At 74.6% G+C, this 23,831-nt stretch carries 12 protein-coding genes; 5 read left to right on the top strand and 7 right to left on the bottom strand.

Annotated features, from left to right (window positions below; genetic code table 11):
* Window positions 1-8,950: alpha/beta fold hydrolase (locus OEB99_RS03125; protein ID WP_263508258.1), on the bottom strand; the 8,950-nt coding region annotated here is incomplete at its 3' end.
* Window positions 8,947-9,570, bottom strand: a complete 624-nt coding sequence (locus OEB99_RS03120) for a hypothetical protein (protein ID WP_263508257.1) — start codon at window positions 9,568-9,570, stop codon at window positions 8,947-8,949. The genes OEB99_RS03120 and OEB99_RS03125, both read right to left, overlap by 4 nt.
* Window positions 9,571-9,814: 244 nt before the next feature.
* Here OEB99_RS03120 and OEB99_RS03115 point away from each other — a divergent pair, with 244 nt between their 5' ends.
* Window positions 9,815-10,594, top strand: coding sequence for a TIGR01458 family HAD-type hydrolase (locus tag OEB99_RS03115; protein WP_263508255.1), 780 nt, complete (start codon window positions 9,815-9,817; stop codon window positions 10,592-10,594).
* Window positions 10,595-10,618: 24 nt separating this feature from the next.
* Here the strand turns inward: OEB99_RS03115 and OEB99_RS03110 are convergent, their stop codons facing one another.
* Window positions 10,619-11,836, bottom strand: a complete 1,218-nt coding sequence (locus OEB99_RS03110) for an EAL domain-containing protein (RefSeq protein WP_263508254.1) — start codon at window positions 11,834-11,836, stop codon at window positions 10,619-10,621.
* 256 nt (window positions 11,837-12,092) lie between these two features.
* On the opposite strand from OEB99_RS03110, the gene OEB99_RS03105 reads away from it, so the two are divergent.
* Both OEB99_RS03105 and OEB99_RS03100 read left to right on the top strand, forming a co-directional pair.
* Window positions 12,093-13,487 (top strand): FAD-binding oxidoreductase, encoded by a 1,395-nt coding sequence (locus OEB99_RS03105; RefSeq protein WP_263508253.1) that lies wholly within the window; start codon window positions 12,093-12,095, stop codon window positions 13,485-13,487.
* 56 nt (window positions 13,488-13,543) lie between these two features.
* Window positions 13,544-13,879 (top strand): DUF4760 domain-containing protein, encoded by a 336-nt coding sequence (locus OEB99_RS03100; RefSeq protein WP_263508251.1) that lies wholly within the window; start codon window positions 13,544-13,546, stop codon window positions 13,877-13,879.
* Between the two features lie 123 nt (window positions 13,880-14,002).
* On the opposite strand, the gene OEB99_RS03095 is transcribed toward OEB99_RS03100, so the two are convergent.
* Entirely contained in the window at window positions 14,003-14,443 is a 441-nt protein-coding gene (locus OEB99_RS03095) for a nitroreductase family deazaflavin-dependent oxidoreductase (protein ID WP_263508250.1), read from the bottom strand.
* A gap of 116 nt (window positions 14,444-14,559) precedes the next feature.
* Between OEB99_RS03095 and OEB99_RS03090 the strand changes: the two genes are divergently transcribed.
* Window positions 14,560-15,582, top strand: coding sequence for a LacI family DNA-binding transcriptional regulator (locus tag OEB99_RS03090; protein WP_263508248.1), 1,023 nt, complete (start codon window positions 14,560-14,562; stop codon window positions 15,580-15,582).
* Here OEB99_RS03090 and OEB99_RS03085 read toward each other — a convergent pair.
* Both OEB99_RS03085 and OEB99_RS03080 read right to left on the bottom strand, forming a co-directional pair.
* Window positions 15,525-17,672, bottom strand: a complete 2,148-nt coding sequence (locus tag OEB99_RS03085) for a glycosyl hydrolase 53 family protein (protein WP_263508246.1) — start codon at window positions 17,670-17,672, stop codon at window positions 15,525-15,527. The two genes, OEB99_RS03090 and OEB99_RS03085, sit on opposite strands and share 58 nt — an antisense overlap.
* Window positions 17,673-17,858: 186 nt before the next feature.
* On the bottom strand, window positions 17,859-18,668 hold the full coding sequence (locus OEB99_RS03080) for an MBL fold metallo-hydrolase (protein WP_263508244.1): 810 nt from the start codon (window positions 18,666-18,668) through the stop codon (window positions 17,859-17,861).
* Window positions 18,669-18,788: 120 nt separating this feature from the next.
* On the opposite strand from OEB99_RS03080, the gene OEB99_RS03075 reads away from it, so the two are divergent.
* The gene (locus OEB99_RS03075) at window positions 18,789-22,577 is read left to right on the top strand and encodes an adenylate/guanylate cyclase domain-containing protein (protein WP_263508242.1); all 3,789 of its coding nucleotides are present in this window, start codon (window positions 18,789-18,791) and stop codon (window positions 22,575-22,577) included.
* Here the strand turns inward: OEB99_RS03075 and OEB99_RS03070 are convergent.
* Window positions 22,574-23,812 (bottom strand): hypothetical protein, encoded by a 1,239-nt coding sequence (locus OEB99_RS03070; protein WP_263508241.1) that lies wholly within the window; start codon window positions 23,810-23,812, stop codon window positions 22,574-22,576. The two genes, OEB99_RS03075 and OEB99_RS03070, sit on opposite strands and share 4 nt — an antisense overlap.
* Window positions 23,813-23,831 lie beyond the last annotated feature (19 nt).

Below are 23,831 nucleotides of genomic sequence, written 5' to 3'. Positions count from 1 at the left end.
CACCCGCCGGCACCAGGCCGCGGGTCGGCAGCGGGCGGCGAGCCCGCACGCTGGTGACCACCGCGGGCGTCGCGCCGACGGCCGGCACCGGACGCTGCAGCACGCTCTGCAGCCGCGGTCGGTCGAGCGCCACGCCCTCGACGGCCGGGATCGGGACCGGCTCCTCGGCGGTCCCCCGGCCCGGGTCCTCGAGCGTGAAGCCCTCGCTGAGCGCGGACAGCACGGGCGGCGCGGAACGGCGGTTCGCGAGCGCGCCCATCGCGACCGGCCCGTAGCCGCCGGGCCGCAGGCCGCTCGCGGCGCGCAGCTCGGCGAACTGCACGGCGGGGCCCTCCGGGTCGGCCGGCCGGCCGAGGATCTGCAGCACGCCGGCCACGAGCCTGCGGTCGTCGACACCGTCGGCCAGGCCGGCGAGGGTCTGCCACGCGGCACCGAGGTCCCGGACGTGCCCGATGAACACCGGGGTGCGCTTGGCGAACGGCAGCGGGCGGAAGTTTGACGCGTCGACCAGGGTCCCGATCGGGATGCGCTCGCTCGGCCGGACCAGCTGCGGGGTCCCGTCGAGGGTCAGTCCGGCGAGCACCGGGAGGGTGTTGGCGGCGGCCGGCGGCTTGAGGTGCGGGAAGGAGTGGTACGTCGCCTCGGAGACCTGCGCGATCACGGGCGCGACCTTGAACAGCACGGGGTCCAGCACGAGCGCCAGGTCGGCGGGTGCCGCCCCGCCCGCGGGCACCATGTCGACGAACGCCCCGCCGCCCTCGGGCCGGCGTGCGAGCACGACCCGGTGCACCGTGGTCAGGTGGTCGTGCGGGACGCCCATCGGCGCGAGGTCGAAGTCGTAGACGGTGGACAGCGAGGCGACCCGGCCGAACACCACGCTGCCGATCTGCGCCTCGGTCATCGCCGTGTCGACCTGCAGGGCGAAGCCCCGTGCGGGCATCTTCGACTCGGTGCGCAGCGACCACTCGGCCGACACGCGCCACGGCTGCTCGGCGGTCCCGGGGGCGACCGGCGCGCCGGCCGGTTCGGCGGGCAGCAGCCCGGTGGTGACCTGCGCGGCGACGCTGCCCGCGTTGGCGTCCCCGGCCTTGACGAACATCTCGACGAACTCGTCCCAGTGCCGCATCGGCGGCTCGGGCAGCGCGTTGTCGCCGAACGGCACGGTGACCGACGTGACGCCGAGGTCGGCGGTGACGGTGCCGTGGAACGGCGGGCCCTCGAGGTGCAGCGACGCCCCGACGGACACGCTGATCTCGATGGTCGCGCAGGCGAAGAAGCACACCCGGATCCGCAGCCGGGCCCCCACCGAGATGCCGATGTCGACGATGTAGTGGAACGGGTCCCGCATCACCAGGATGTCGGTGTAGGCCGAGAACCAGACCTGGATCCAGTCCGGGCCGTAGGTGGCCTCGACCCGGGTGCCGGTCATGATCGCCGTGGTGGTCAGCGCGAAGTACGACTCGCCCTTGAGGTGCACCACGCCGAGGAAGTTCCACTCGAAGCCGATCCGCGGCACCACGGGGTACTCCGGCCGGGGCTGGAACGCCGGGTGGTACCCGCCGAGGGTGAGCAGGAACTGCGACTCGCGGAACCACACGAAGAACGCGAACCCGCCGGTGAGCCGGCAGTCCTTGCTGATCAGCCACGAGTTGTCGGTGAGCTGGGCCTGCACCGAGAACAGTCCCTCGGCGCTGGAGAACCGCGCCTTGAGGGCGAGCTCGACGCTGACGATCGCGGCGTCGTCGGTGGGCAGCGCCATGCGCGCGACGCCGAGCAGGCCGACCTCGACGCCGTTGTCGAGCGCGACGTAGACGACCGCGGTGATGTTGACGATCTCGAACGACGTGCCGCGCAGCCCGGCCGCGAACCACAGGGCGCCGCGGGACGGCGGGACCTGGTCGCGGAACGAGTAGAGCGCCTTCATCGGGTCGTTCGCGAGGTCCTCGGGGCGGTCCAGCGCCTTGACCAGCATGAAGTCCGGGATGGTGTTGAGGTCCTCGGGGACCACGAGGCGCCGGTTGTAGCCCATGCCGAGCGCGATGCCGGTGAGGTTGATGATCGGCGGCAGGCCGATCGGCACGAACACGCCGCCGAACACCGCGAACGACGTGTACTCGTCGGCGCCCTCGCCCACGACGGCGTACGAGCCGATCACGATCGCGCCGATGGTGCCGATCTTCACCAGCAGCATGCCGTCGTACTCGATCGGCGGGCCGTCGAACTTCACCAGGCCGCCGGCGATCGAGATCGCCGGGCCGCTGTAGCCGACCGCGAGGCCCTTGAGGTCGATCACCCAGGTGCTGGGGTCGGTGACGCTCGCGTACGGGACCGCCACGGACAGCTCGTCCACCTCGGCGGTCAGCCCGGCGACGCTGACACCGCCGTCGATCGCGAGGGTCAGGGTCGTGCTGCTGACGCCGACGCCGAGCTCGTCGATGAAGATCGGCCCGAAGCCGGCGTGGATCGGGATCCAGAACAGCCCGTCCTGCCCGCCGACCAGCACGTGCAGGGTCGCCGAGGACGCGCCGGCGTCGTCCCAGTACCAGACGTCGACGTCGGTCACCGGGTTGACGGACTGGTCGTCGCCGCCGGCGCCGCCGGACCCGCCCGAGGACAGCAGGTTCGACGCGACCGGGTTCGAGCCGCCCCCGCCGCCGAGCGCTGCGGACAGCGGCAGGCCGAAGCCGGACAGCTCGAGGCCGGCCCCACCGTGCGACGCGACCAGGCTCCCGGTGCCGGTCTCGAGGTCCAGGAACAGGAACGCCTTGACCCCACCGAGCCGTAGCGCGGTCTCCGAGACCAGCGCTGTGCCGTCGGCCTTCGACAGGCCCACCCCGACGCCGTGCAGCTGGATGCCGAGGTCGAACGCGGGCTCGCTCCCGGAGATGTCGAGCAGGAGCACCTGCAGGCCTTCGGCGGCGGGTGCGCCCCAGCTGGTCGGGGCGCCGAACAGCACGTCGAGCTCGAGGTCGCCGAGCGGGATGGCCTGCGTGCCGCTGAGGCCCAGGCCGACCCGCCCGGACTCGGCAACGAGCGACAGGTGCAGCTCGCCGAGCGTGAGGTCGAGCGCGTCGGACGCCGCGGCGAGGAACGCGGCGAGCATCTCGAAGACGCCGGGCAGCGGGTGCGCGACGTTCCCGCCGACCAGCAGCCCGGCGTCGGTGAGCGCGTCCTCGAGGGTCGGCCCGCCGGTCCACAGCGGGTGGTTGAGCACCGGGTCGGCGGCGACCAGCGCGACCTGGACGGCGAGCGGCAGGGCCCAGCCGACCACGAGCTCCTCGGCGGTGCCCGCGCCGACGTCCACGGACACCTCGGGCGCGAGGGTCACCACGAGCGGGCCGTCACCGGTCCCGGCGAGCGGCAGGAACCGCGCGGTGAGCTCGCCGTCCACGAGGGCGAGCTCGAACCGCGGCACGAGGTCGATGCCGAGGCTGCCGAAGTCCGCGCCGAGCGACGTGGAGACGTCGACGCCGGTCGGGTCGATCCGGGTGCCGGCGGAGAGGCTGACCGGCGCGCCGGCCGGGTGCAGGTCGGTGATCGCGAGCTCGGCGGTGGGGCCGGCCAGCCCCCAGCCGGCCGAGACCTGCAGGTCGCCCGCGCCGGCGGGCAGCGCGAGCGTCCACCGGACCAGACCGGTCGCCGGGGCGTCGAACGCGCCGGGCACGCCGGGCACCAGCCCGAGCAGGTCGACCACGGCCTGCGCGACCCCGGTGCGGGCGCCGGCGGCGACGCCGTCGAACCAGGTCCCGTCGAGCATCGCGGCGAACGTCGCGGTGTGGGCGGAGAACTTCCCGGCGGCGTCGTACAGGTCGAGGTGGCCGGCCGCGGCGAGCACGTGGTCCAGCCACGCGGGGTGCGGGGTGAGCTCGGCGACGGCGGCGTCGAGCACCTGCGGGAGCAGGGCCGCGCCGGCCCCGCGCAGCGCACCGAGGCCGCTGAACGTGGGCAGCAGCGTGATGGGCGCGACGCCCTGCGGGGTGACGACGAGCGTCGCCCCGGCGATGCTCGCTCCGAACTCGATCGAGACCTGCGGCCAGGTGCCGGTCAGCGGGGTGTCCACGGTGACGGTGCCGGACGGCGTGACGTGCCGCGTCCGGTCGATGTCGAGCGCGAAGCCGAGCCCGAGCACGCCGCCGATCGGCGCGGTGGTCTGCACGCCGAGCGCGACCGAGCCCGGCGCGGCACCGGCGGCGGCGGTGAGGCTGACGTCGCCGGGCAGCTGGAGGCCGGGTCCGGCGGGCAGCCCGATCGCGGTGTTCAGCGCGGTGAGGATCCCGCCGACGGCCGTGGGGTCGAACCCGTCGGCGCCGGCGAGCACGTCGGCGAGCATCTCGCCGGGCGCGTGCAGCAGTCGGCCGAGCGCCGCGAGGTCGAGGCCGGGGACGACCTGCGCGAGCACGGTCCCGACCACGCCGGTGGCGAGGATGTCCGGCAGCGCAGCCTCGAGGTGGGCGCCGAGCTCGGCGAGACTCGGGGTGGGCAGCAGCGGCACGTCGGTCAGGAACGGGTCGACGTCGAGCGTGAGCGTGCCGTCCGACCGGTAGCGCAGGGTCGCGACGCCGAGGTGCGCGCCGACCTCGACGGTCGGGGTGAACGCGGGCAGCACGAGGTCGACGTCGGCCGAGACCCACAGCGGCGCTTCCGGTGCGGTGGTCGTCTCGATGCCGGTCCGCCAGGTCGAGCCCTCCTGGCGGACGAACAGGTCGTACGGCGTGCCGGCGGCGGCGTGCCGGAACCCACCGTCGGTGCCGCCACCGGTGAGCCCGGCCCAGCCGTCCGGGCGGGCGAGCGCGGGCGGGATGCGGGTGCCGAGGTAGCCGACCGGGTCGGTGCGCAGCGTCGCGAACGCGTCCGCGGCCAGGCTCGTGACCCCCGCGACGTCGGTCGCGACCAGGCCGATCGCGGTGAGCGCGTCCGCGAGCCCGGAGACCGGTCCGGTGGTGGGGCTGCCGGCGAGCGCCGCGCCGAACGCGGCACCGAGCAGTGCGGCGGCGCGCGGGTCGTCCAGGTCGACGTGCGCGGCGGTGGTGCCCCGCCAGGCGGCCTGGTCCAGGGTGGCGTCGAGCGTGGCCTGCGTGCCGGACGGCCCGGCCACGGCGGTCACGCCGAGCTGCAGGCGGCGCAGCCGGCCGTCGACGTCGGACAGGCCGGGGCCGCCGACCAGCCAGCCGCCGTCCCGCGCGAGGTCGAGCTCGACCCGCAGCAGCTCGGCCGGGCGGGGAGCCGCGGCGCCGCCGAGGGCGATCTGCCCGAGCCCGAAGCGCACCCGGGCGAGCCCGGCCGGGCCGTCCGCTGCGCCGGGGAGCGCGATCGGCATCGACATGCCGTAGGACAGGTGCGTGGGGTCGGGTCGGGCGACGGCGGTCAGCGCCTGGATGTGGTCGGCGAGCGCGGCGCCGAGCTCGGCGAGCAGGTCGCCCGCGAGCCCACCGGCGATCGTGACCACGGGCACATCGCCGAGGTCGAAGGGCGCGGTGACCGAGAACGCCTGCTCGGGGTACGGACGGGCGACGTCGAGCGCGCCGGGTGCGGGCGCGGGCACGTAGCCCTCGACCGCGCCGAGCAGGTGGGTCAGCGCGTCGCGCAGCGGCGAGGCGGCCATCTGCGGCAGCAGGACCCCGGCGATCCGCACGGCGTCGCCGAGCTCGGGCTCGCGCAGGAAGGGCAGTGGCGCGCCGAGGTGCGGCGCGCCGATCGTCACCAGGCCGGCGACCCGGTCGGTGTGGTCGGCGGCGAACTGGCGGGCGACCAGCCCGGCCGTGGAGTGCGCGACGACGACGATCGGCCCGGGGTGCAGCACGGCGAGCCGGTCCGCGACGTGCGCGACCTGGGCGGCCTGGTGCGCGAGGTCACCGGCGCCGAGGTCGACCGTGTAGTAGTCGGCGACCGCGGTGAGGCCGTCGAGGGCGATCGTCCGGGGGTCGATCCCCGGGGTGCGCAGGTCGACGTGCGCGGCGGGGTCGGTGGTGCCCTGCAGCGCCGGGGCCGCGAGCAGGTCCGCCCACACGGTGTGGTCGGCGAAGTCGGGACCGACCAGCAGCACGGTCCGCGGTCCGGCGCCGTGCAGCTCCTCGACCCTGGCGGCGACCTCGGCGATCACGTCGGGGTGGGTGGGCAGCAGGTGGTGCGCCGCGTCGGCCTCGATGCCGTGCGCCCAGCCGAACACGTCGGGCAGCTGCGAGTCGCGTGGGACCACGCCGTCGCCCGCGGCGAGGTGCACCTCGAGGTAGACCAGCCGCTGGAGCAGGTCGTCGAGGCCGAGGCCGCGCAGCAGCGAGCGCAGGTCCGGGTCGAACCATGCGGTCTCGCGCAGCACCGCGGCGAGCTCCTCGGGGCTGGTGGCCTCCTGCGCGCGGGTGCGCAGCCCGCCGAGCCAGCCGGTCGGCGGCCCCTGCGGCTCGAGCCACACCTCGAGGTCGGGGCCGTCGGCCCCGGTCGTCCCCCCGCCACCCGGCCACGGCAGGCGCCACGGGTCGGGGAAGCTGCCGGTGCCGCCGAGCAGGCCCGCGAGCTCGAGCTCGGCGGCGCCGATGGTGTCCTCCGCGAGGCCTGCCACCTGGCCGGTGAGCTCGCCGAGCAGCTCGGTGCCGAGCGAGGCGACGGTGCGCAGCAGTGCGGTGAGGCCGGCCTCCCCCGCGGTGCCGACGTGCGCGACCAGGCGGGCGAGCCAGGACCGCAACGCACCGGCGGGGTCGCGCAGCAGCAGGCCGGGGTCGGCGGGGTCGACGATCAGCGGCGCGTCCTCGCTGAGCCCGGGCAGGTGCACGTGCAGCCCGAGCAGCGCGGCGCCGAGCTCGACCTCGGCCCCGGCCTGCTCGGCGAGCAGCACGAGCACCATCCGCAACGTACCGACCAGGTCGGCGACGTCGAGGCCGAGCGCGGCCGCGGACGTGGGCAGGTCGGTGAGGTCGAAGGCCGCGGTGGGGGGCAGGTGCAGCTCGTCGACGGTCACGCTGTCGCCGTCGACCGCGAGGGTGAGCCCCTGGGCCCGGACCTGCCAGCCGAACGAGCCGCCGGGCTGCCAGCCGGCCGCGGCGTCGAGGGTGTCGAGCGAGACGGCGACCGCGCCGAGCTGGGTGTCGACCGCGGGGTGCAGCACGAGCCGGAGCTGCTGCGCCCCGAGGAACCCGACGGTCGCGGACCCACTGGCCGGAAGGTCGATGCTGAGCACCTCGCCGGACAGCGACAACGACGCCCCGCCGGGGGTCGCGGCCAGGCGCAGGCCGAGCCGCAGCTGGTGCACCGTCGCGTCGGCGGGCGCGACCTGGTGCCATGCGGCGAGCTGCAGCTCGGGGCCGCCGGCCCCGGCGATCGTGACCGTCCACGGGTCGGCGGACGTGCCGGTCCCGGCGATGGCGCCGGGCAGACCGACGAGCAGCCCGATCTCCCGGAGCAGGTGGGTCCACGAGTCGGCGTCGGTCAGGACGGCGCGGTGGTAGTCGCCGATCGCGCCGGCCGGGTCCACCACGAGCCGGGTGAGGTCGAGGTGGTGGGTCCAGCCGGGCAGCGCCGCGCCGGGGTTCGCCGGGTCCTCGGGCGCGACCAGGCCGACGATCGCGGCGAGGCGACGACCCACGTCCGAGCCGAGGGCCTGGGTGATCGCGTCGACCACGAGCCCGGTCGCGGCCGCCTCGACGCTGTCCACGTTGGTCAGGTCGAGCCGGTCGTACGGGGTGGCCCCGAGCCGGTTGTCGAGCAGCTCGAGCGTGGGCGCGAGCGTGGTGCCGTCCCAGGCGAGGCCGGTGCGCAGCGACCCGACCTTGACCGTCGCGGAGTCGACGAGCGCAGCCGCGCCCGGACCGTCGAGCACCAGCAGCGCGGTCGCGCGCGGCAGCACGACGGGCGGCGCGGCACCGTCGAGCGGCACGTCCGCGAGCGCGACCTGCGCCTCGACGTGCAGGTCGGGCTGGCCACCGCCGAGCGAGCCACCGACGTCGACGCCCAGGCCGACCCGCAGGTGCCCGTCGACCAGGGCGAGGGTCGCGACCACCTCGCCGCCACCGAGGTCGACGAGCGGCACCCGCCACGGCAGGTCGGCCGTGCCGCTGCCGGTCGCGGCGACGTCGGTGCCGAGCAGTCCGGCGAGGTGCTCGAGCCACGGCGCGGCGGTCGGTGCCCCGGTCGCGCCGACGAGCTGCGCGAGCCAGGACTGCACGGCGGCGGGCCCGTCGGCGATCTCGGCGAACGGGAACGCCGGGATCGCGTCGGCGTCGGCGAGCCCGAACAGCGCGAGCACGTGGTCGGCGAGCCGGGTGAGCACGGGGTCGGGGCCGGCCTCGGCGAGGGCGATCTTGAGCAGCCCGGCGATCAGGTCCGGGGCGTTGCGGCCGAGGTCCTCGACGTCCATCACGGTGTCGACCGGCGTCTCGCCGCCGAGGCTGAGCTGTTCGAGCACGACCTGCATCGAGACGCCGGGGTTCGACGGGTCGGGCACGATCGTGAACCGTCCGACCACGGCGCGGAGCCCCACCGGGCGCCCGGCTCCCGGGTCGTAGGTCCAGTCGGTCTGGACCCGCAGCTCGACCGCGATCGGGTGCGCGGCGGTGCCGATCACCAGGTCCACGGCGCCGTTCGCGGCGACCACGTCCGCCTGCACGCGCAGCGACGCGGGGACGGCGGCACCGGCCTCGGTGTGGAAGTCACCGGCGAGGCCGAGGGTCAGGCCGGCGCCGGTGTCGGCGAGCGTGAGGTAGAGGTTGCCGCGGTCGAGGTCGCCCAGCAGCGGGTGCCACTTCTCGGCCGCCGGCCGGCCGGGCTGCGGCTCGGGCGGCAGGGCGAGGTCGAAGAACTCCCCCAGCGCGGCCCGCTGCGACGGGGTGCGCAGCATCCCCTCGAGCTTGGCGAGCGGGGCGCTGAACCAGTCGAGGTCGAGCTCACCGTGCTCGTCGAGCAGCCCGATCGCCGAGGCGAGGGCCGCGAGCTCTCCGGACGCGCCGAGGCTGATGGTCATGACGGGCCTCGCCGCGGGTCCTCGCGCCGGGGGCGCCCGGGGGGCGTGGGGTCGATGCGGTGCGGCGCGAGGTCGCGGCCGCGCGGCGCGTCGCGGAGCTTCTCCTTGACCAGGCCCCGGCGGTGCGCGACCGCGAGGTCGACCGCGGAGAACGGCTTCTGCACCGCGACCGCCAGCCCGCGCGGGTGGACCGTCAGCCCGCCGGGCGCACCGTCGCGGGTGTGCAGGTCGACGAGCCGCTGGAGGGCTGCCCAGATCACGTCGCGGAACAGGTCGCCCCAGCGGGCCGCGACGTCGGGGTGGCCCAGCGCGGTCGCGTCGGTGGCCGCGACGAGGGACGACGGCCCGCCGTCGGCGCCGAACACGAACCGCACGACCAGCGGCGCGACGCCGAACTCGACGGACTCGGTGTCGACCGCGACCACGAGCGTCGCCTTCGCGAGCCGGACCTGGAGCTTGCCGACGTGCAGCAGGATCTGCGACCCGCGGTCGCTCCAGATGATCTCGGGGCTGCCGACGTGCTCGGGCCCGCACAGGGCGGCGCGGAAGGCGGTCGCGAGTGCCTCGGTCGACAGCGGCGGCGGTGCCGTCGCCCGGGCCGTCCCGTGCGATTCGCTCATCCTGTGTCCCGTCGACGAGCGCGGGCGGTTGCGGATGGTCGGCCCTGCGGCCGGAAGGTCGGCCGTGACCGACGGAGGGATCCGCCCTGGGGGACGCACCCGAACACCCCGGACGTTACCCACGTCACATTCCGTCGTAAATAGGTCAGCGTCGACGGCGTGCGATCGAGGCGCGTCCGTTGCACGAACGAGGCTCCGCGGGCAGCCGTCGACGCCCGCGCGACCGGCGGCCTAGCCTGGCCGCATGAGGCCCCCACGGGCTCTGCTGATCGACATCGACGGCGTGCTCGTCGTGTCCTGGCAGGCGCTGCCGGGCGCGGTCGAGGCACTCGCCGCTGTGCGCGAGGTCGCCGGCGTGCGGTTCCTCACCAACACCACGTCCCGCACCCGCGCCGAGATCACGTCGGCGCTGCGCGACGCGGGGTTCGCGGTCGGCGACGAGGAGGTGGTCACCGTGACGGCCGCCGTGGCCGAGCACCTGCGACGAGCACACCCCGGGGCACGGTGCCTGCTGCTCAGCTCCGGCGACGTGACCGCAGACCTGCCCGGCGTGGACGTCGTGCGTGAGCCGCCGGCCGACGTCGTGGTGCTCGGCGGCGCCGGCGAGGAGTTCGGCTACGACGCCCTGAACCGGGCGCTCGCGGCGCTGCTCGACGGCGCGGCGCTGGTCGCGATGCACCGCAACCTGCTGTGGCGCACGGCCACCGGCCTGCAGCTGGACACCGGCGCCTACCTCGCCGGGCTCGAAGCGGCCTCAGGCGTCCGCGCGACGGTGATCGGCAAGCCCGAGCCCGCGATGTTCGACGCAGCGCTCGGCTCGCTCGACGTGGCGGCCCACGAGGCCGCGATGGTCGGCGACGACCTCGACACCGACGTCCGCGCCGCCCAGGCGCTCGGGATCACCGGGATCCAGGTGCGCACCGGCAAGTTCCGGTCCGCCCAGCTCGAGGACGGCGGCCCCGCCCCGGACGTGCTGCTCGACTCGTTCGCCGACCTGCCGCGGTGGCTGACGTCCGGGCGGTAGGGCGCCCGCCCCGGGGCGCCGGCCCTACGGCACCGTGCGCGGCGTCAGGTCCACCGCACCGGCCGGCGCGGGGCGGCCGAGGTCGAACCCCTGACCGAACGGGCAGCCGAGCTCGCGCAGCACGGCCAGCTGCGACGGCCGCTCGATCCCCTCGGCGACCGCGAGCGCGCCGAGGGCCTCGGCCATCGAGACGATCGCCCGCACGAGGGCCCGCATCGTCGGGTCGTGGTCGACGCCGTCCACGAAGCCCTTGTCGATCTTCACGATGTCGATCGGGAAGCCGGCGAGCTGCGCGAGGGACGAGGTCCCGGTGCCGAAGTCGTCCAGCGCGACCCGGGCACCGAGCTCCCGGGCCGCTCGCACCGTGGCGAGCGCCGCCTCGCGGTCGGCGATGATCGCGGTCTCGGTGATCTCCAGCACCAGCTGGCGCGGCTCGATCGGCGAGTGCGCCAGCACCTCGGCGACGAGCGCCCGGAACTTCTCGTGTCCGAGCTGATCGGCCGAGACGTTCACGGCCATGGTGGGCGTCTCGGACATGGCGGCCGACCACTCCTCGGCCTGCCGCACGGCGGTCCTGAGCACCCAGGCGCCGAGCTCGTGGATCACCCCCGTGCGTTCGGCCAGCGGGATGAACTCGGCGGGCGGCACGGAGCGCCCCGAGCGGTCGGTCCACCGGCACAGGGCCTCCACCCCTGCGACCCGGCCGTCCTCGAGCGCGATGACCGGCTGGAAGTGCAGCGCGATCTCGCCCGAGGCGAGCGCACCGCGCAGCGTCCGCGCCGAGACCGCGTCACGGACCAGGAGGTCCACGGGACGCGCCTGGCGCCGCGCGAGCCACGCCACGACGACGGCCACGACGACCATGAGGGAGAGCCGGACGAGCCACTCGCTGACCGGCTGCTCGCTCGAGGTCACCGAGACGTGCCCGGCGACCGGCACGAGCGGGCCGGCCGCGAGTCCGGCCAGGATCGCGACGAAGGCCGCCGCCGCCGGGCCGACGAACGCGGCCACGTAGATCACCGGCAGGTAGTACAGGTGCACCAAGCCCGTCGGCGACCCGGACGGCGCCGTGTGCCAGACCACCCCGGTGATGAGCACCCCGACGAGCACCACGCCGAGCATGGTCGGCCACGAGCTCGCACGCGCCGACCATCCGGACGCGGACGAGCCGGGCCGACGCGCAGGCGTCTCCCGATCGTCGCGGGTGGCCATCCCGACCTCCAGCAGCGCTGTGCGATCCACGAACCTCACACCGGGCGGCCCCGTCGCCGCCCGCACGACGTCGCGTCCGTCCCCCCGCAGCAATGGAACCTCGCACCGGTGTGCTCCACCCAGTGTGACATCGCAGGCCACACGCGTGTCGAGGGATGACGCGCGGTCGCGGCGACGATTCCGCCCTACGGCCCATCCGGGTCGCGGACCGCGGGCCGGCGGCGGCTCCACTTGCCGGTCCGGCCACCGCGACGCACGATCGGTCGCATGGCGTAGGAGGCCCCCCATGTCGACAACGTGGTCGATGCACGAAGCCGAGGACCTACGAAGCAGGATCCAGGGTGCGGTGGTTGCCGCGGATGATCCCGGCTACGACGCCGCACGCGCGCTCTGGAACGCGATGATCGACCGTCGCCCGCTCGCGGTCGTGCGCGCGGCCGGCGACGCGGACGTCGCGGCCACGATCGCGTTCGCCCGCCGGCACGGGCTCGACCTCGCGGTCCGCAGCGGCGGCCACAACGTCGCAGGGAACGGCAGCGTCGACGACGGCATCGTGCTCGACCTCGGCGACCTCACCCAGGTGACCGTCGACCCGCAGGCCGGGACCGTACGCGTGCAGGGCGGCGCGACGCTCAAGGACGTCGACGCGGCCACCGCTCCGCACGACCTCGCGGTGCCCATCGGGGTGGTCTCCGGCACGGGTGTGGCCGGACTGACCCTCGGCGGCGGCGTCGGCTGGCTCACCCGCGCGCATGGGCTCACGGCCGACAACCTCGTGGCCGCCGAGCTGGTGACGGCCGACGGGACGACCGTCGTGGCGAGCGACACCGAGAACCCCGACCTGCTCTGGGCCCTCAAGGGCGGTGGCGGCAACTTCGGCGTGGTGACGTCGTTCACGTTCCGCGCCTACCCGCTGGGCCCGACGGTGCTCGGCGGGAACTTCGTGTACGGCGCGGACCGCTGGCGCGAGGCGTGGCACGCCCTCGAGGAGTGGACCCGGGACCTGCCGGACGCCATGACGACCATCACGACCACGACCACGCCGCCACCGATGATGGAGATGGGCGACCAGCCGCTCCTGCTGGTCGGTTTCGCCTGGGCCTCGCCGGACCGTGCACTCGGCGAGTCGCTGGTCGAGCGTCTGCGGCGGGCGGCACCACCCGACGCCGAGGAGGTCGGCGACGTCGCCTGGGTCGAGTGGCAGTCCGCGTTCGACGCGCTCGTGCCCAAGGGCGTGCGGGCCTACTGGCGCAACACGTCGTTCGACCGCCTCGACGACGACGTGATCGACGTGCTCGTGCGGCGCGGCCAGGAGCAGACCTGGGTGGGCACGGCGTTCGACGTGCACCACCTGGGTGGCGCGTACGGGAGGGTCGCCGAGGACGCGACGCCGTTCCCCAACCGTGCGGCCCGGTACTGGCTCAACGTCTACGGGTTCTGGACCGACGCCGCCGACGACGACGACCGCGTCGCCTTCGTGCGGGGGTTCTCCCGCGACATGGAGCCGTTCGCGACCGGCGGGCAGTACGTGAACTTCCAGGGCGCGGAGGCCACCGGCCACCGCGCGCTCGACCCCGCGGTCACGTTCGGGCCGGAGAAGTACCGCCGCCTGGTCGAGGTGAAGCGCCGGTTCGACCCCGAGAACGTCTTCCGCATCAACCACAACATCCCGCCCGCGTGACCCGTGGGCAGGAGCGCTGGGAACGCACGCCCGACACCGACGAAGCGGAGGCAGAGATGGCAACGCACGACGACGCGACCCTGATGGTGGAGCTCCTGGCGTGGCACACCGCGTCGGGCGGCATGGAGGCGTCGATGGAGCTGATGTCGCCCGACTTCGACTCGACCTCGGCCGTGGTGGCCGACCGCAGCGTGTTCGTGATGCTGATGATGGGCGAGACCATCGGGACCTTCGTCAAGCAGGGCGTGCTGGACGCGGGCCTGGTCTACGACCTGTGGGCCCCGGGCCTGATGTGGGACCGCGTCGGGCCGGCCGCGCTCAAGCAGCGCAACGAGTTCGGCGTCCCGGCGCTCTGGGAGAACTTCGAGGCGCTGGCGGCCGGGAAGCTCTAGCGGGGCCGACTCGGACTCGGACGCCGCCGCGTCACGGGTGGCGATCGAGTCCGGCACGCGTGCGGTAGGCCACCGTCGCCGGCTGCCCGGCGGTGAGGTCGATCGCCGCGCTCGCGCCGGCCGTCAGGTTCGATCCGCCACCGGCTCGAGCAGCACCAGGGGGATCACCCGGTCCGTCCGGCGCTGGTACTCGGCGTACTGGTGGTGCGTCGCGGTGATGGTCGGCCAGTGCTGTGCTCGCTCGGCGGGGGTCATCTCCCGGGCGTGCATCGTCACCGGCGGCCGGCCCTCGAGCGTCACCGTGACCTCGGGGTGGGCACGCAGGTTCAGCAGCCACGCCGGGTGCTTGTCGTCCCCGCCGCGCGAGGCGACGACCACGAGCGCGTCGCCGAGCACGAGGGGCGCGGTGAGCATGGTCGAGCGCGGCTCGCCCGTGCGGCGTCCGGTGGTGGTGAGCTCGAGCGCGGGTGTGCTGCCGAACCGCCAGCCGACTCGGCCGAAGGTCACGGCGATCAGCGCGCGGTGCGCGGCGTTCATCGCGGCGAGGGTGAACCGGCTGGGCATCGGGGCTCCACGGGTCGGCGGGTGGACCGGGTCGACGGGTCGGCTGCCATCCTCACCCGGCACGCCCGGGCGCGCTGCCCGAGATCGCGCACGGCGGGTCCCCTAGGCTTCCGGACGTGGCCGCCCCCACGCCCCGGCGTGCACGTCCGCCGCGCCCGACGATCACCGACGTCGCGCGGGCGGCCGGCGTGTCCCGCGGGACCGTGTCGCGCGTCCTGAACGGCGCACGGTACGTCTCGCCGTCGGCGCTCGCGGCGGTCAACGAGGCGATCCGGGCCACCGGCTACCAGGCCAACTCGCACGCCCGGAGCCTGGTCACGGGCCGCTCGAACTCCGTCGCGTTCGTGCTGACCGAGCCGCAGCACCTGCTGTTCGAGGACCCCACGTTCTCGATCATGCTGCGCGCGGCCGCGCAGGCCCTCGCGCAGCGCGACATCCCCCTGGTGCTGATGGTCGCCGGGAGCGAGGAGGAGCGCCGCCGCACCACGACGTACGTCGCCGCCGGGCACGTCGACGGCGTGCTGCTGGTGTCCACGCACGCCGGCAGCCCGCTGCTGCGCGACCTGCTGAGCGAGCACGTCCCGGTCGTCACCTCGGGTGCGCCGCTCGGGTTCGACGCGGTCGGCTACGTCGAGGCCGACGAGATCGGCGGCGCGCGGGCCATGGTGCGCCACCTGGTCGAACGCGGGCGGTCGACCATCGCGACGGTCACCGGCCCGCTCGACACCCCGGGGGGCCTGAAGCGCCTCGAGGGTTACCGGCTGGAGATGGCGGACCGGCTCGACGAGTCGCTGATCGCCCACGGCGACTACAGCCGCGAGAGCGGTCGCCGCGCGACCGCCGAGCTGCTCGCGCGGCGACCCGACATCGACGCGATCTTCGTCGCGTCCGACCTCATGGCCGCGGGCGCGGTCACCGCGCTCGCCGAGCACGGGCGACGGGTGCCCGAGGACGTCGCGGTGGGCGGCTTCGACGACACGGGCATGGCGGCCGCGCTGCACCCGCCGCTGACCACGGTGCGCCAGCCGCTGGACCGGATCGCCCGCGAGCAGGTCCGGCTGCTGCTCGAGATCATCGACGGTCAGGAGCCGGCCGCGATCACGCTGCCGACGCAGCTGGTGGTTCGCGCGTCGACCTGACGGCCCGCGGCCCCGGCCGGCACGGCTGCCGGCCGGGGCGCGCGAGGACGGCCGCCGCCCGGCCCTGCTCGTGCTGCCGGCCGGGGCTCGGCCTGAGGGCCGGCGCGGGCCGAGGCCTTGGGTCGGCCCGCGCCGGGGGGGGGGGCGTGCCGACCGGGACGGGACAGCACGTCGACGATCGCGGTCACCTCACCTCGGGCCGTCTCGCCGGTCACGACCAGCTCTCCCGGCGCCGGGTTCGACGGGACGTCCGCCCAGGTGACCGGGATCTGCTCGACGGCGCCGGTCGCGGCGTCGAGCAGGCCGACCGTCGCGGGCAGCACGACGCCCTTCGACGGGTTGGTGACCGTCCGGCGCACGGTGTCCTCCAGGACGAACGCGGTGTCGCTGTCGGCGTAGACCTTGATCGCGTCGTTGAACGTGATGACCGGCCAGGCGCTGGCGCTCCAGTCGACCATCTCCTGCCAGTTCGCCGGCTCCCACACCAGCACCCCGACGCCGCGGTTGTCCGGCAGGTCGTTCACGATCTGGAAGACCCGCTGGTAGAACTGCCCGGCGCCCTCCGGCGTCTTCGGGTACGGCGAGTTCGGCACCGGCAGGCCGTCCCAGTCGTTCGACTGGTGCGACGTCTCGGCGACCTCGAGCTCGTAGCCCGGGTGGGCCGCTGCGATCGCCCGCAGGTTCTGCTCGAACTCCTGTGGCGTCCCGTGCCACTCCGGGTAGTAGGAGTGCGCGATGACGTCGATGTCCTGGCCCTTGGCGTTCAGGCGGCTGAGGTACTGGTTCCAGAACTCGAGGGTCTTGGCCCCCTGACCCTGGTCGATGATGACGTGGGTCTCGACCTTGATGTCCGCGCCGTAGGCGGCCGCGACGTCACGCACCGCCTTGATGCCGGACGCCTGCAGCGTCGTGAAGCGGTCCCACGCGGCGTCGTAGGCGGCCTGCTCGGCCGGGTCGTCCGAGCCCCAGTAGTCCCAGAGCAGCGCGCCGCCGGGCTGGGAGACGAAGGACGGGTCGGTGTTGAAGTAGCAGGGACCGCACCAGTCGGTGTCGGCGAACCACGGCAGCGGCCGCTCGCTGCCCCACATGAACCCGTTGATCAGCTCGTTGCCGACGGCGACCTTCGCCGGGGTGTCGCCGCGCTCGACGAGCGCCGCGATCGTCTCGTACGTGTAGTCGTAGACGGCGGTGGTCAGGTCGTCGAAGGACAGCTCGCGCCAGGCGGTCGGCTTGGCCTGCTTGCTGGGGTCGGCCCACGAGTCCGAGTAGTGCAGGTCGATGCCCAGGCCCATGCCCTGCTGGACGACGCGGTCGGCCACCTCGAGCGTGCGGTCCGGCCCTTGGTAGGCGGGCGACAGGTAGTCGCCGGTCCGCTCGTCGCGCGGGTCGTTGAAGACGCGCAGCCGCACGTACTCCATCCCCGCGTCGCTCACGGTCTGCAGGATGTCGCCGGCGGTCGCCGGGTCGTCCACGTAGTACGTGAGCCCGTTGGCGGTGTCCTGGTCGGCGTAGGAGATGTCCGCGCCGAGGGTCACGTCGTCCCGCAGGTAGTTCCACACCGAGAGCTCGCTGACGCCCAGCCGGGCGCCCTCCGTCGTGCTGAGCAGCACGACCTTGACGTACCGCATGCCGGGGCTGGTCACGAGGTGCTCGCCGCCACGGCCCTGGGTGCGGTTGTGCGAGCCGTCGACGACCATCGTCCAGTGCGACCCGTCGGACGACGCCTTGACGAGGTAGCGGTAGGTGCCCTGCGCGTCGGGGAACACGAGGCCGATCTTGCGGACGTTGTCGTAGGCCCCGCCGAGGTCGAGCGTGAGCGACGGGTGGCTCCGGCCGCGCGCGGGCAGCCACGAGGTGGACTCGTCGCCGTCGACGGCCATGGCGGCGGTGCCGGCCGAGCGGCTCGCGGTCACCGAGACCCAGTCCTTGCCGGCGAGGTTGCTCGACACCGGGTCGAACACGGGATCGCTGGCGGTGGAGACGGCTCCCGCGTCGGCCGCGGCGGGAGCCGCCAGCGCGGGAGCGGCGCCCAGGGACAGGGCGGCGACGGCCGCCAGGAGGATGCGTCTGGTCATGACGGTTCTGCTCATGGGACTCCTTTGTCCGAGGCAGGCGGCGCGCGGCGGCCTTGCCTGATCTGTGTCTGTGAGCGTTCCCACACAGAGTCCTCCCAGGCTATGGAGGGCGCGTCGGGCGGTCAACGATCCGATGATTTCTGAGCACCGTTGCACGGCAGAGAGCGGTCGCAGCGAGGTCGATCCGCTCTGGGAGCGCACTCAGATCTCGAGCTCGAGCCCCTCGGACGCGGTCACGATGTCGAGCTCGGTGGGCACGACGTCGGCCATCGTGTCGAGGTCGTCGTCGACCCGACCCGGGCTGTGGTGGAACAGGACGACCTTCGCCGCCCCGACGCGCTCGGCGAGGTGCACCGCGTCGTCGACCGTGGCGTGGCCGTAGTCCCGCGCACGGGGGCGCTCCCACTCGAGGAACTGGGCGTCGTGGACCAGCACGTCGACGCCGTCGAGCGCTGCGAGCAGCGCGTCCGAGACCCCGACCGCGGGGGCGTGGTCCGGGACGTAGGCGACCCGGCGGCCGTCCTCCTCGAGGACGTAGCCGTAGGTGCGCCCGCCCTTGTGCTCGACCTCGACCGCGGTGACGCCGAGCCCCTCGACCTGCGTGGTGCCGGGCTCGAGCGCGTCGAACCGCCAGTCGCCGACCAGACCCTCCGGGGTGATCGGGAAGCCGGGCGGGGACATGAGCTGGGCGAGCAGGTCACGACCGGACCGGTCGTCCTGCGCCGGGACGACGACCCGGACCGTGGCGTCGGGTCGGTCACCGGCGGCGAAGAACGGCAGTCCCTGCACGTGGTCCCAGTGCAGGTGGCTCACCAGGATCGTCCCGCGGAACGCCGCGCCCCCGAGCATGCCGGTCAGGGATCGCAGCCCGGTGCCGGCGTCGAGGACGAGGGTCGGGGTCGTGGCGCCGGCCGGTGTGACGGCGACGGACGACGTGTGGCCGCCGTACCGGACGAAGCCCGCTCCGGGCGCACAGGTGGACCCTCGTACCCCGAGGAACGTCAGCTTCACGCGCACCCCTCCGAACCCGTCGGCCGGCCGGGGCAGAGTCTATTGACCCGGTAGAGCGTGTGGAATCATACAGTCGCGCGACGGTCGTCGACCGGGCCGACGGAGATCGGAGGGCGACGGGTGAGCGACCTGCGTCGGCACATCCCCCCGATCGCGCTGGGGTGGGACGCCGAAGCCCCCGGGACCTCGTGGCGCGCGGTCGACGGCACCCTCGTGTTCGCCGACGTCTCCGGGTTCACCGCGCTGACCGAACGGCTGTCCCGGCGCGGGCGGATCGGCGCCGAGGAGATCGTCGAGACGCTCAACCTCGTGTTCGGGCCGATGCTGCGGATCGCGGCGACCCGCGGCGGCGAGATGCTCAAGTTCGGCGGCGACGCGCTGCTGTTCCTGTTCCGCGGGCCCGACCACGCCGAGCAGGCGTGCGACGCGGCGGTCGAGATGCGCGCGTCGCTGCGGCAGTCGGCCGCGACGCCCACGTCGGTGGGCCGGCTGACCCTGTCGATGTCGGTCGGTGTCCACTCCGGCGAGGTCCACCTCTTCCTGGTCGGTGCGCCGAGCCGCGAGCTCGTGATCCTCGGCCCGGCCGCGTCGGAGACGGCGCTGGCCGAGAAGGCCGCCGACGCCGGGCAGATCGTGGTCACCGAGGCGACCCGGGCCCGGCTCGCCCGCGGCTCGACCCGGGCACGCGACGACGGCGCGCTGCTGCTGACCCGTCGGCGCGCCCGGACCGAACCGCGGCCCGCCCCCGAGGCTCCACCCGCAGACGACGAGCAGCTGCGCTCGCTGTTCCCGCACGACCTCGGCGAGTACCTGGCCCCCGGACCGCCGGACCCCGAGCACCGGATCGCGACGATCGCGTTCATCCGGTTCTCCGGCACGGACGCGGTGCTGGCCGGGGAGGGCCCCGACCGGCTCGCAGCGATGCTCGACGAGCTGCTCACCACCGCCGAGGAGGCCCTCGCGGCCGAGGACGTCACGCTCCTGGCGACCGACCTGGACACCGACGGCGGCAAGCTGTTCCTCGGCTCGGGTGTACCCCGCAGCCACGAGGACGACGAAGGCCGGATGCTGCGGGCACTGCGCCGCATCGCCGACGCCGGCCTCCCCCTGCCGCTGCAGCTCGGCGTCAACCGGGGCCACGTGTTCGCGGCCGAGGTCGGCGTGGCCGAACGTGCGGCGTACTCCTCGATGGGCGACACGACGAACACCGCCGCGCGGATCGCCGCGAAGGCCGCGCCCGGCTCGATCTACGCGCACCCGGCGGTGCTCGAGCACTCGCGCACCCGGTTCGCGGTCACCCCGGCGGGCCCGTTCGCCATGAAGGGCAAGGCCGTCCCGCTGCTGGTCTACGACGTCGGCGAGGAGACCGGGACCCGCGAGCCGAGCGCGACCGGCCGGGCCCCGTACATCGGTCGGGAGACCGAGCTCGCGACGGCGCGGGCGGCCCTCGCCGAGGCGCTCGGCGGCGCGGGCGGCGTGCTGACCGTGGACGGCGCGACCGGTATGGGCAAGTCCCGCCTGGTCGCCGAGGCGCTCAGCGGGCTGCCGGTCGCGGACCGGTTCGTCCTGCGGGCCGAGCCGTACGGCGCGTCGAGCGCGTACCGGGTGTTCCGCGACCCGCTGCGCGCCTACCTCGGGATCACCCGTGACACGCCCGCGGTGATGGGGCGGGCACTGCTCGAGGCGCTCGGCCGGCTCGCGCCGGACCTGCTGCCGATGGCGCCGCTGCTCGCCGACGTGGTCCAGGTGGACGTGCCGGCGACGCCCGAGGCGGACCGGATCGACGAGCAGTTCCGCGCCGACCGGATCGCCGACGTCCTGGTCGAGCTGCTCGAGCGGAGCCAGACCGGGCCGATCGTGGTGATCGCCGAGGAGGCGCACTGGGCGGATGAGGCGTCGTCCCGGCTGCTCGAACGGTTCGCGGCGGCGACCGCCGGGCACCCCTGGGCGGTGGTCGCGATCCGCCGGGGCGAGACCGGCGGCTTCGCGCCCGACTCCGGGACGCGCGTGGTCCTCGAACCGCTGTCCCGCGAGGTCGTCGAGCGGCTGGTGATCGCCGCGACCGAGGCGACGCCGCTGCGGCCGCACGAGATCGCGGCGGTCGTCGACCGCGCGGCCGGCAACCCGTTGTTCGTCGAGGAGGTCACCCGCATCGCCCGCGGCGTCGGGTCGCTCGAGTCTCTCCCGGAGTCGGTCCAGGCGGCGATGGCCACCCAGATCGACCAGCTGCCGACGACCGTGCGCAGGGTGCTGCGCTACGCCGCGGTGCTGGGCCGCAGCTTCCGGCGCACGGTCATCTCGGCGACTCTCGCGCAGGACGGCCTCGTCCTCGACCCCGCCACCATCGACGCGCTGAACGAGTTCATCGAGCCGGACGGGGCCGAGCGGCTGCGGTTCCGCAACGCCCTGGTGCGCGACGCCGCGTACGAGGGCATCGCCTACCGGGTCCGGGCCCGCGTGCACCGGACCGCCGGTGACGTCCTGGAGCGGCTGAGCGCCGACCTCGACGCCGACTCGCCGACCCTGGCCCTGCACTTCGAGCGGGCCGGCGACGCCGAGCGCACCTGGCGGTACGCGCAGAAGGCAGGCGAGCTCGCCCGTCGCTCGTACGCCAACGCGGACGCCGCCGACCACTTCGCGACCGCGATCGAGGTGAGCCGCCGCGTCGACGAGGTCTCGGACGCGGACCGGGCCCGGCTGTGGAGCCTGGTCGGGGAGCTGCGCGAGCTCGCCGGGATGTTCGAGGAGTCGGTCGAGGCCTACCGCCGCGCCGCCCGCCTGCTCCGGGACGACCCGGCGACCGGCGCCGAGGTCCTGGTCCGGCAGGCGACCGTCTACAACCGCACCGGCCGGTTCAGCACCGCGCTGCGCGTCGTGTCCCAGGCCCGCACGATCGTCGACCCCACGACCGAGGCGGGCCGCCGCACGCTGGTCCGCCTCGACAACCTCACCGCGCTGGTCCGGGTCGAGCAGGACCGCCCGGCCGACGCGAAGCGGTGGGCTGAGCGGGCCGTGGCGGAGGCGCGCGCCGTCCAGGACCACGAGACGCTGGTCCGGGCGCTGATGCTGCTCGACGGGATCGGCATGCGGACGGGGCAGCCGGGGCTCGGGCCGAACCACCTGGAGGCGCTCGAGATCTGCATGGCCAACGGCTGGCGCCCGCTGGAGTCGACGGTCCGCGGCAACCTCGGTGCCCTGGCCTACCTGTCCGGGCGCTGGACCGAGGCGGCCGAGTGGTACGCGACCAGCCGCCAGGTGGCGCTGGAGATCGGCAAGGCGTTCGGTGCGGCCGAGACCGGCGTCAACCTCGCCGAGCTGCTGGTCAACCAGGGCCGCCTGGACGAGGCGGAGGCGGTGCTCGTCGACTCGGTGCGGGTGCTGCGCGCGGCCGGCTCGGTGTCGTTCATCGCGCAGGGCGAGATCCAGCTGGCCCGGGTGCACCTGAGCCGCGGCGAGTTCGCCGACGCCGAGCAGCACGCGGTCGAGGTCGCGCAGCGGCTGCTCGACCTCGGTCAGGCGTCGACCGCGCTCGAGGCGTCCCTGGTGGGCGCCGAGGCCGTGATCCGTTCCGGCCGGCCGGAGGAGGCGCTCGCGCTGATCGACGCCGCGGAGGCGGCCGCGAAGAGCGAGGCGATCTACTCGCTGCCGCGGTTGAGCCTGCAGCGTGCGCGGGCGTTCCTCGCCCTGGACGAGACCGACCGCGCCGCGGAGGTCGTCGAGCCCGGCATCGAGGCCGCGCGCGAGCAGGAGCTGCCCTACGAGCTCGCGCTGCTGCTCCGCGTGGCGAGCCGGGTCCGTCGGCGCCTCGGCGACGACGCCGGGGCGGCGCAGGCGTGGCCCGCGCCCCCGGCGCGGCTGCCGTCGGGGGGCGCCCCGGGGCCCCCCCGCGCCCCCACCGAGGCCCGCTAGAAGCTCAGCCGGACGTCACCGAGCAGGTAGATCGTGAACGTCGCCGCCTTGAGCGGGGCGTACGCGTTCGTCTTCGACGCGGAGATGACGCAGCCGTACTGCTGCCCCGCGACGCCCGCGTCGAGGTCCGTCGTCGGGACCAGCGACTGGTTGATCACTCCGCCGGAGTACAGCCCGTCGGGGCACGCCGCGAGGGCGACCGGACCGGAGCCGAAGTCGAGCGTCGGGGTCGGCAGCTTGCCGGTCGGGATGACGAACGTCGTGGTCCAGACGGCCTGGGCGGTCTCGGTGTCGGCCGGCTTGAGGAACTCGGCGTACGGCGTGCCGGTGCTGCTCACTCCGGTGGAGGCCGAGTACGGGTAGGGCTCGCACAGGCCGCCGGAGGCGAGGTCGTCGTAGCGCTTCCAGCTCGAGGTGAGGACCTTGCCGCTGGACGGCAGGGTGGCGGTCTCACCGCAGTCGATGACCGGGGCGAGGTCGAAGAACGAGCTCGTCTCGGGGCTGGCGAACCCGGCCCAGGTGTCCACCGGGACGGCGCCGTCGGAGCCGCCGTCGAGCGAGAACGAGCCCGCGGTCGCCGTGAGGGTGAGCGAGTCGAACATCATCGGGACCCCGGAGGTGCCACCCGAGATGTCCCAGCGGCAGTGGTCGAGCGTGCCGGCGTCGGGACCGGAGTCGGCGAGCGCGTTGCAGGTGACGCCCGAGGACGACGAGCCACTGTCGAGCGTGAACGTGCCGACCGCCGTGGTGCCGAGGTATGCGGTCGCGGCCACCGAGGCGTCGTGCTTGAGCTCGACGTCGAGCGCAGCGGCGGTGAACACGTACCCGGACAGGGCGCTGCCGAGCTGCACGGTGATCGACTCACCGCTGGAGAAGTCGACCATCGCGCAGGACTGGCCGTTCGCGGTGAGGCTCTCCCGGACGCCGAGCCCGCCGGCGCGGTACCCGACGTAGGCCGACCCGCCCGGGACGGCGGAGAACCCGAGCAGCGCGCTGCCCGTGGCGGTCAGGGCGCACGAGTTGTCCGAGACGAGGGTCTGCGACAGGCCGGTCGTGACCCCGGAGGTGTCGTAGACCGTCACCGCCCCGGTCCCGGTCCGCAGCGCGAGCTGGTGCGAGACGTACGACGGCGGCGCGGTCACCGCCTGCGCGGGTGCCGCGGCGAGCAGGCCCGCCACGCCGAGGACGGCGGTCAGCGCACCCGCGCCGACCTTCTGACGGATGGTGGGCTTCATCGGTACCTCCGGTGCTGCG

The sequence above is a fragment of the Actinotalea endophytica genome (assembly GCF_025717005.1).
In the GTDB taxonomy this organism is placed as follows: Bacteria; Actinomycetota; Actinomycetes; order Actinomycetales; family Cellulomonadaceae; genus Actinotalea.
This window is presented reverse-complemented; position numbering and strand designations above follow the sequence as displayed.

Excerpts from the sequence above, each read along its gene's own strand:
- OEB99_RS03095 (WP_263508250.1), bottom strand. The coding sequence starts at position 14,443 with ATGCCCAGCCGGTTCACCCTCGCCGCGATGAACGCCGCGCACCGCGCG.
- OEB99_RS03100 (WP_263508251.1), top strand. The coding sequence starts at position 13,544 with ATGGCAACGCACGACGACGCGACCCTGATGGTGGAGCTCCTGGCGTGG.
- OEB99_RS03085 (WP_263508246.1), bottom strand. The coding sequence starts at position 17,672 with ATGAGCAGAACCGTCATGACCAGACGCATCCTCCTGGCGGCCGTCGCC.
- OEB99_RS03105 (WP_263508253.1), top strand. The coding sequence starts at position 12,093 with ATGTCGACAACGTGGTCGATGCACGAAGCCGAGGACCTACGAAGCAGG.
- OEB99_RS03070 (WP_263508241.1), bottom strand. The coding sequence starts at position 23,812 with ATGAAGCCCACCATCCGTCAGAAGGTCGGCGCGGGTGCGCTGACCGCC.
- OEB99_RS03120 (WP_263508257.1), bottom strand. The coding sequence starts at position 9,570 with ATGAGCGAATCGCACGGGACGGCCCGGGCGACGGCACCGCCGCCGCTG.
- OEB99_RS03115 (WP_263508255.1), top strand. The coding sequence starts at position 9,815 with ATGAGGCCCCCACGGGCTCTGCTGATCGACATCGACGGCGTGCTCGTC.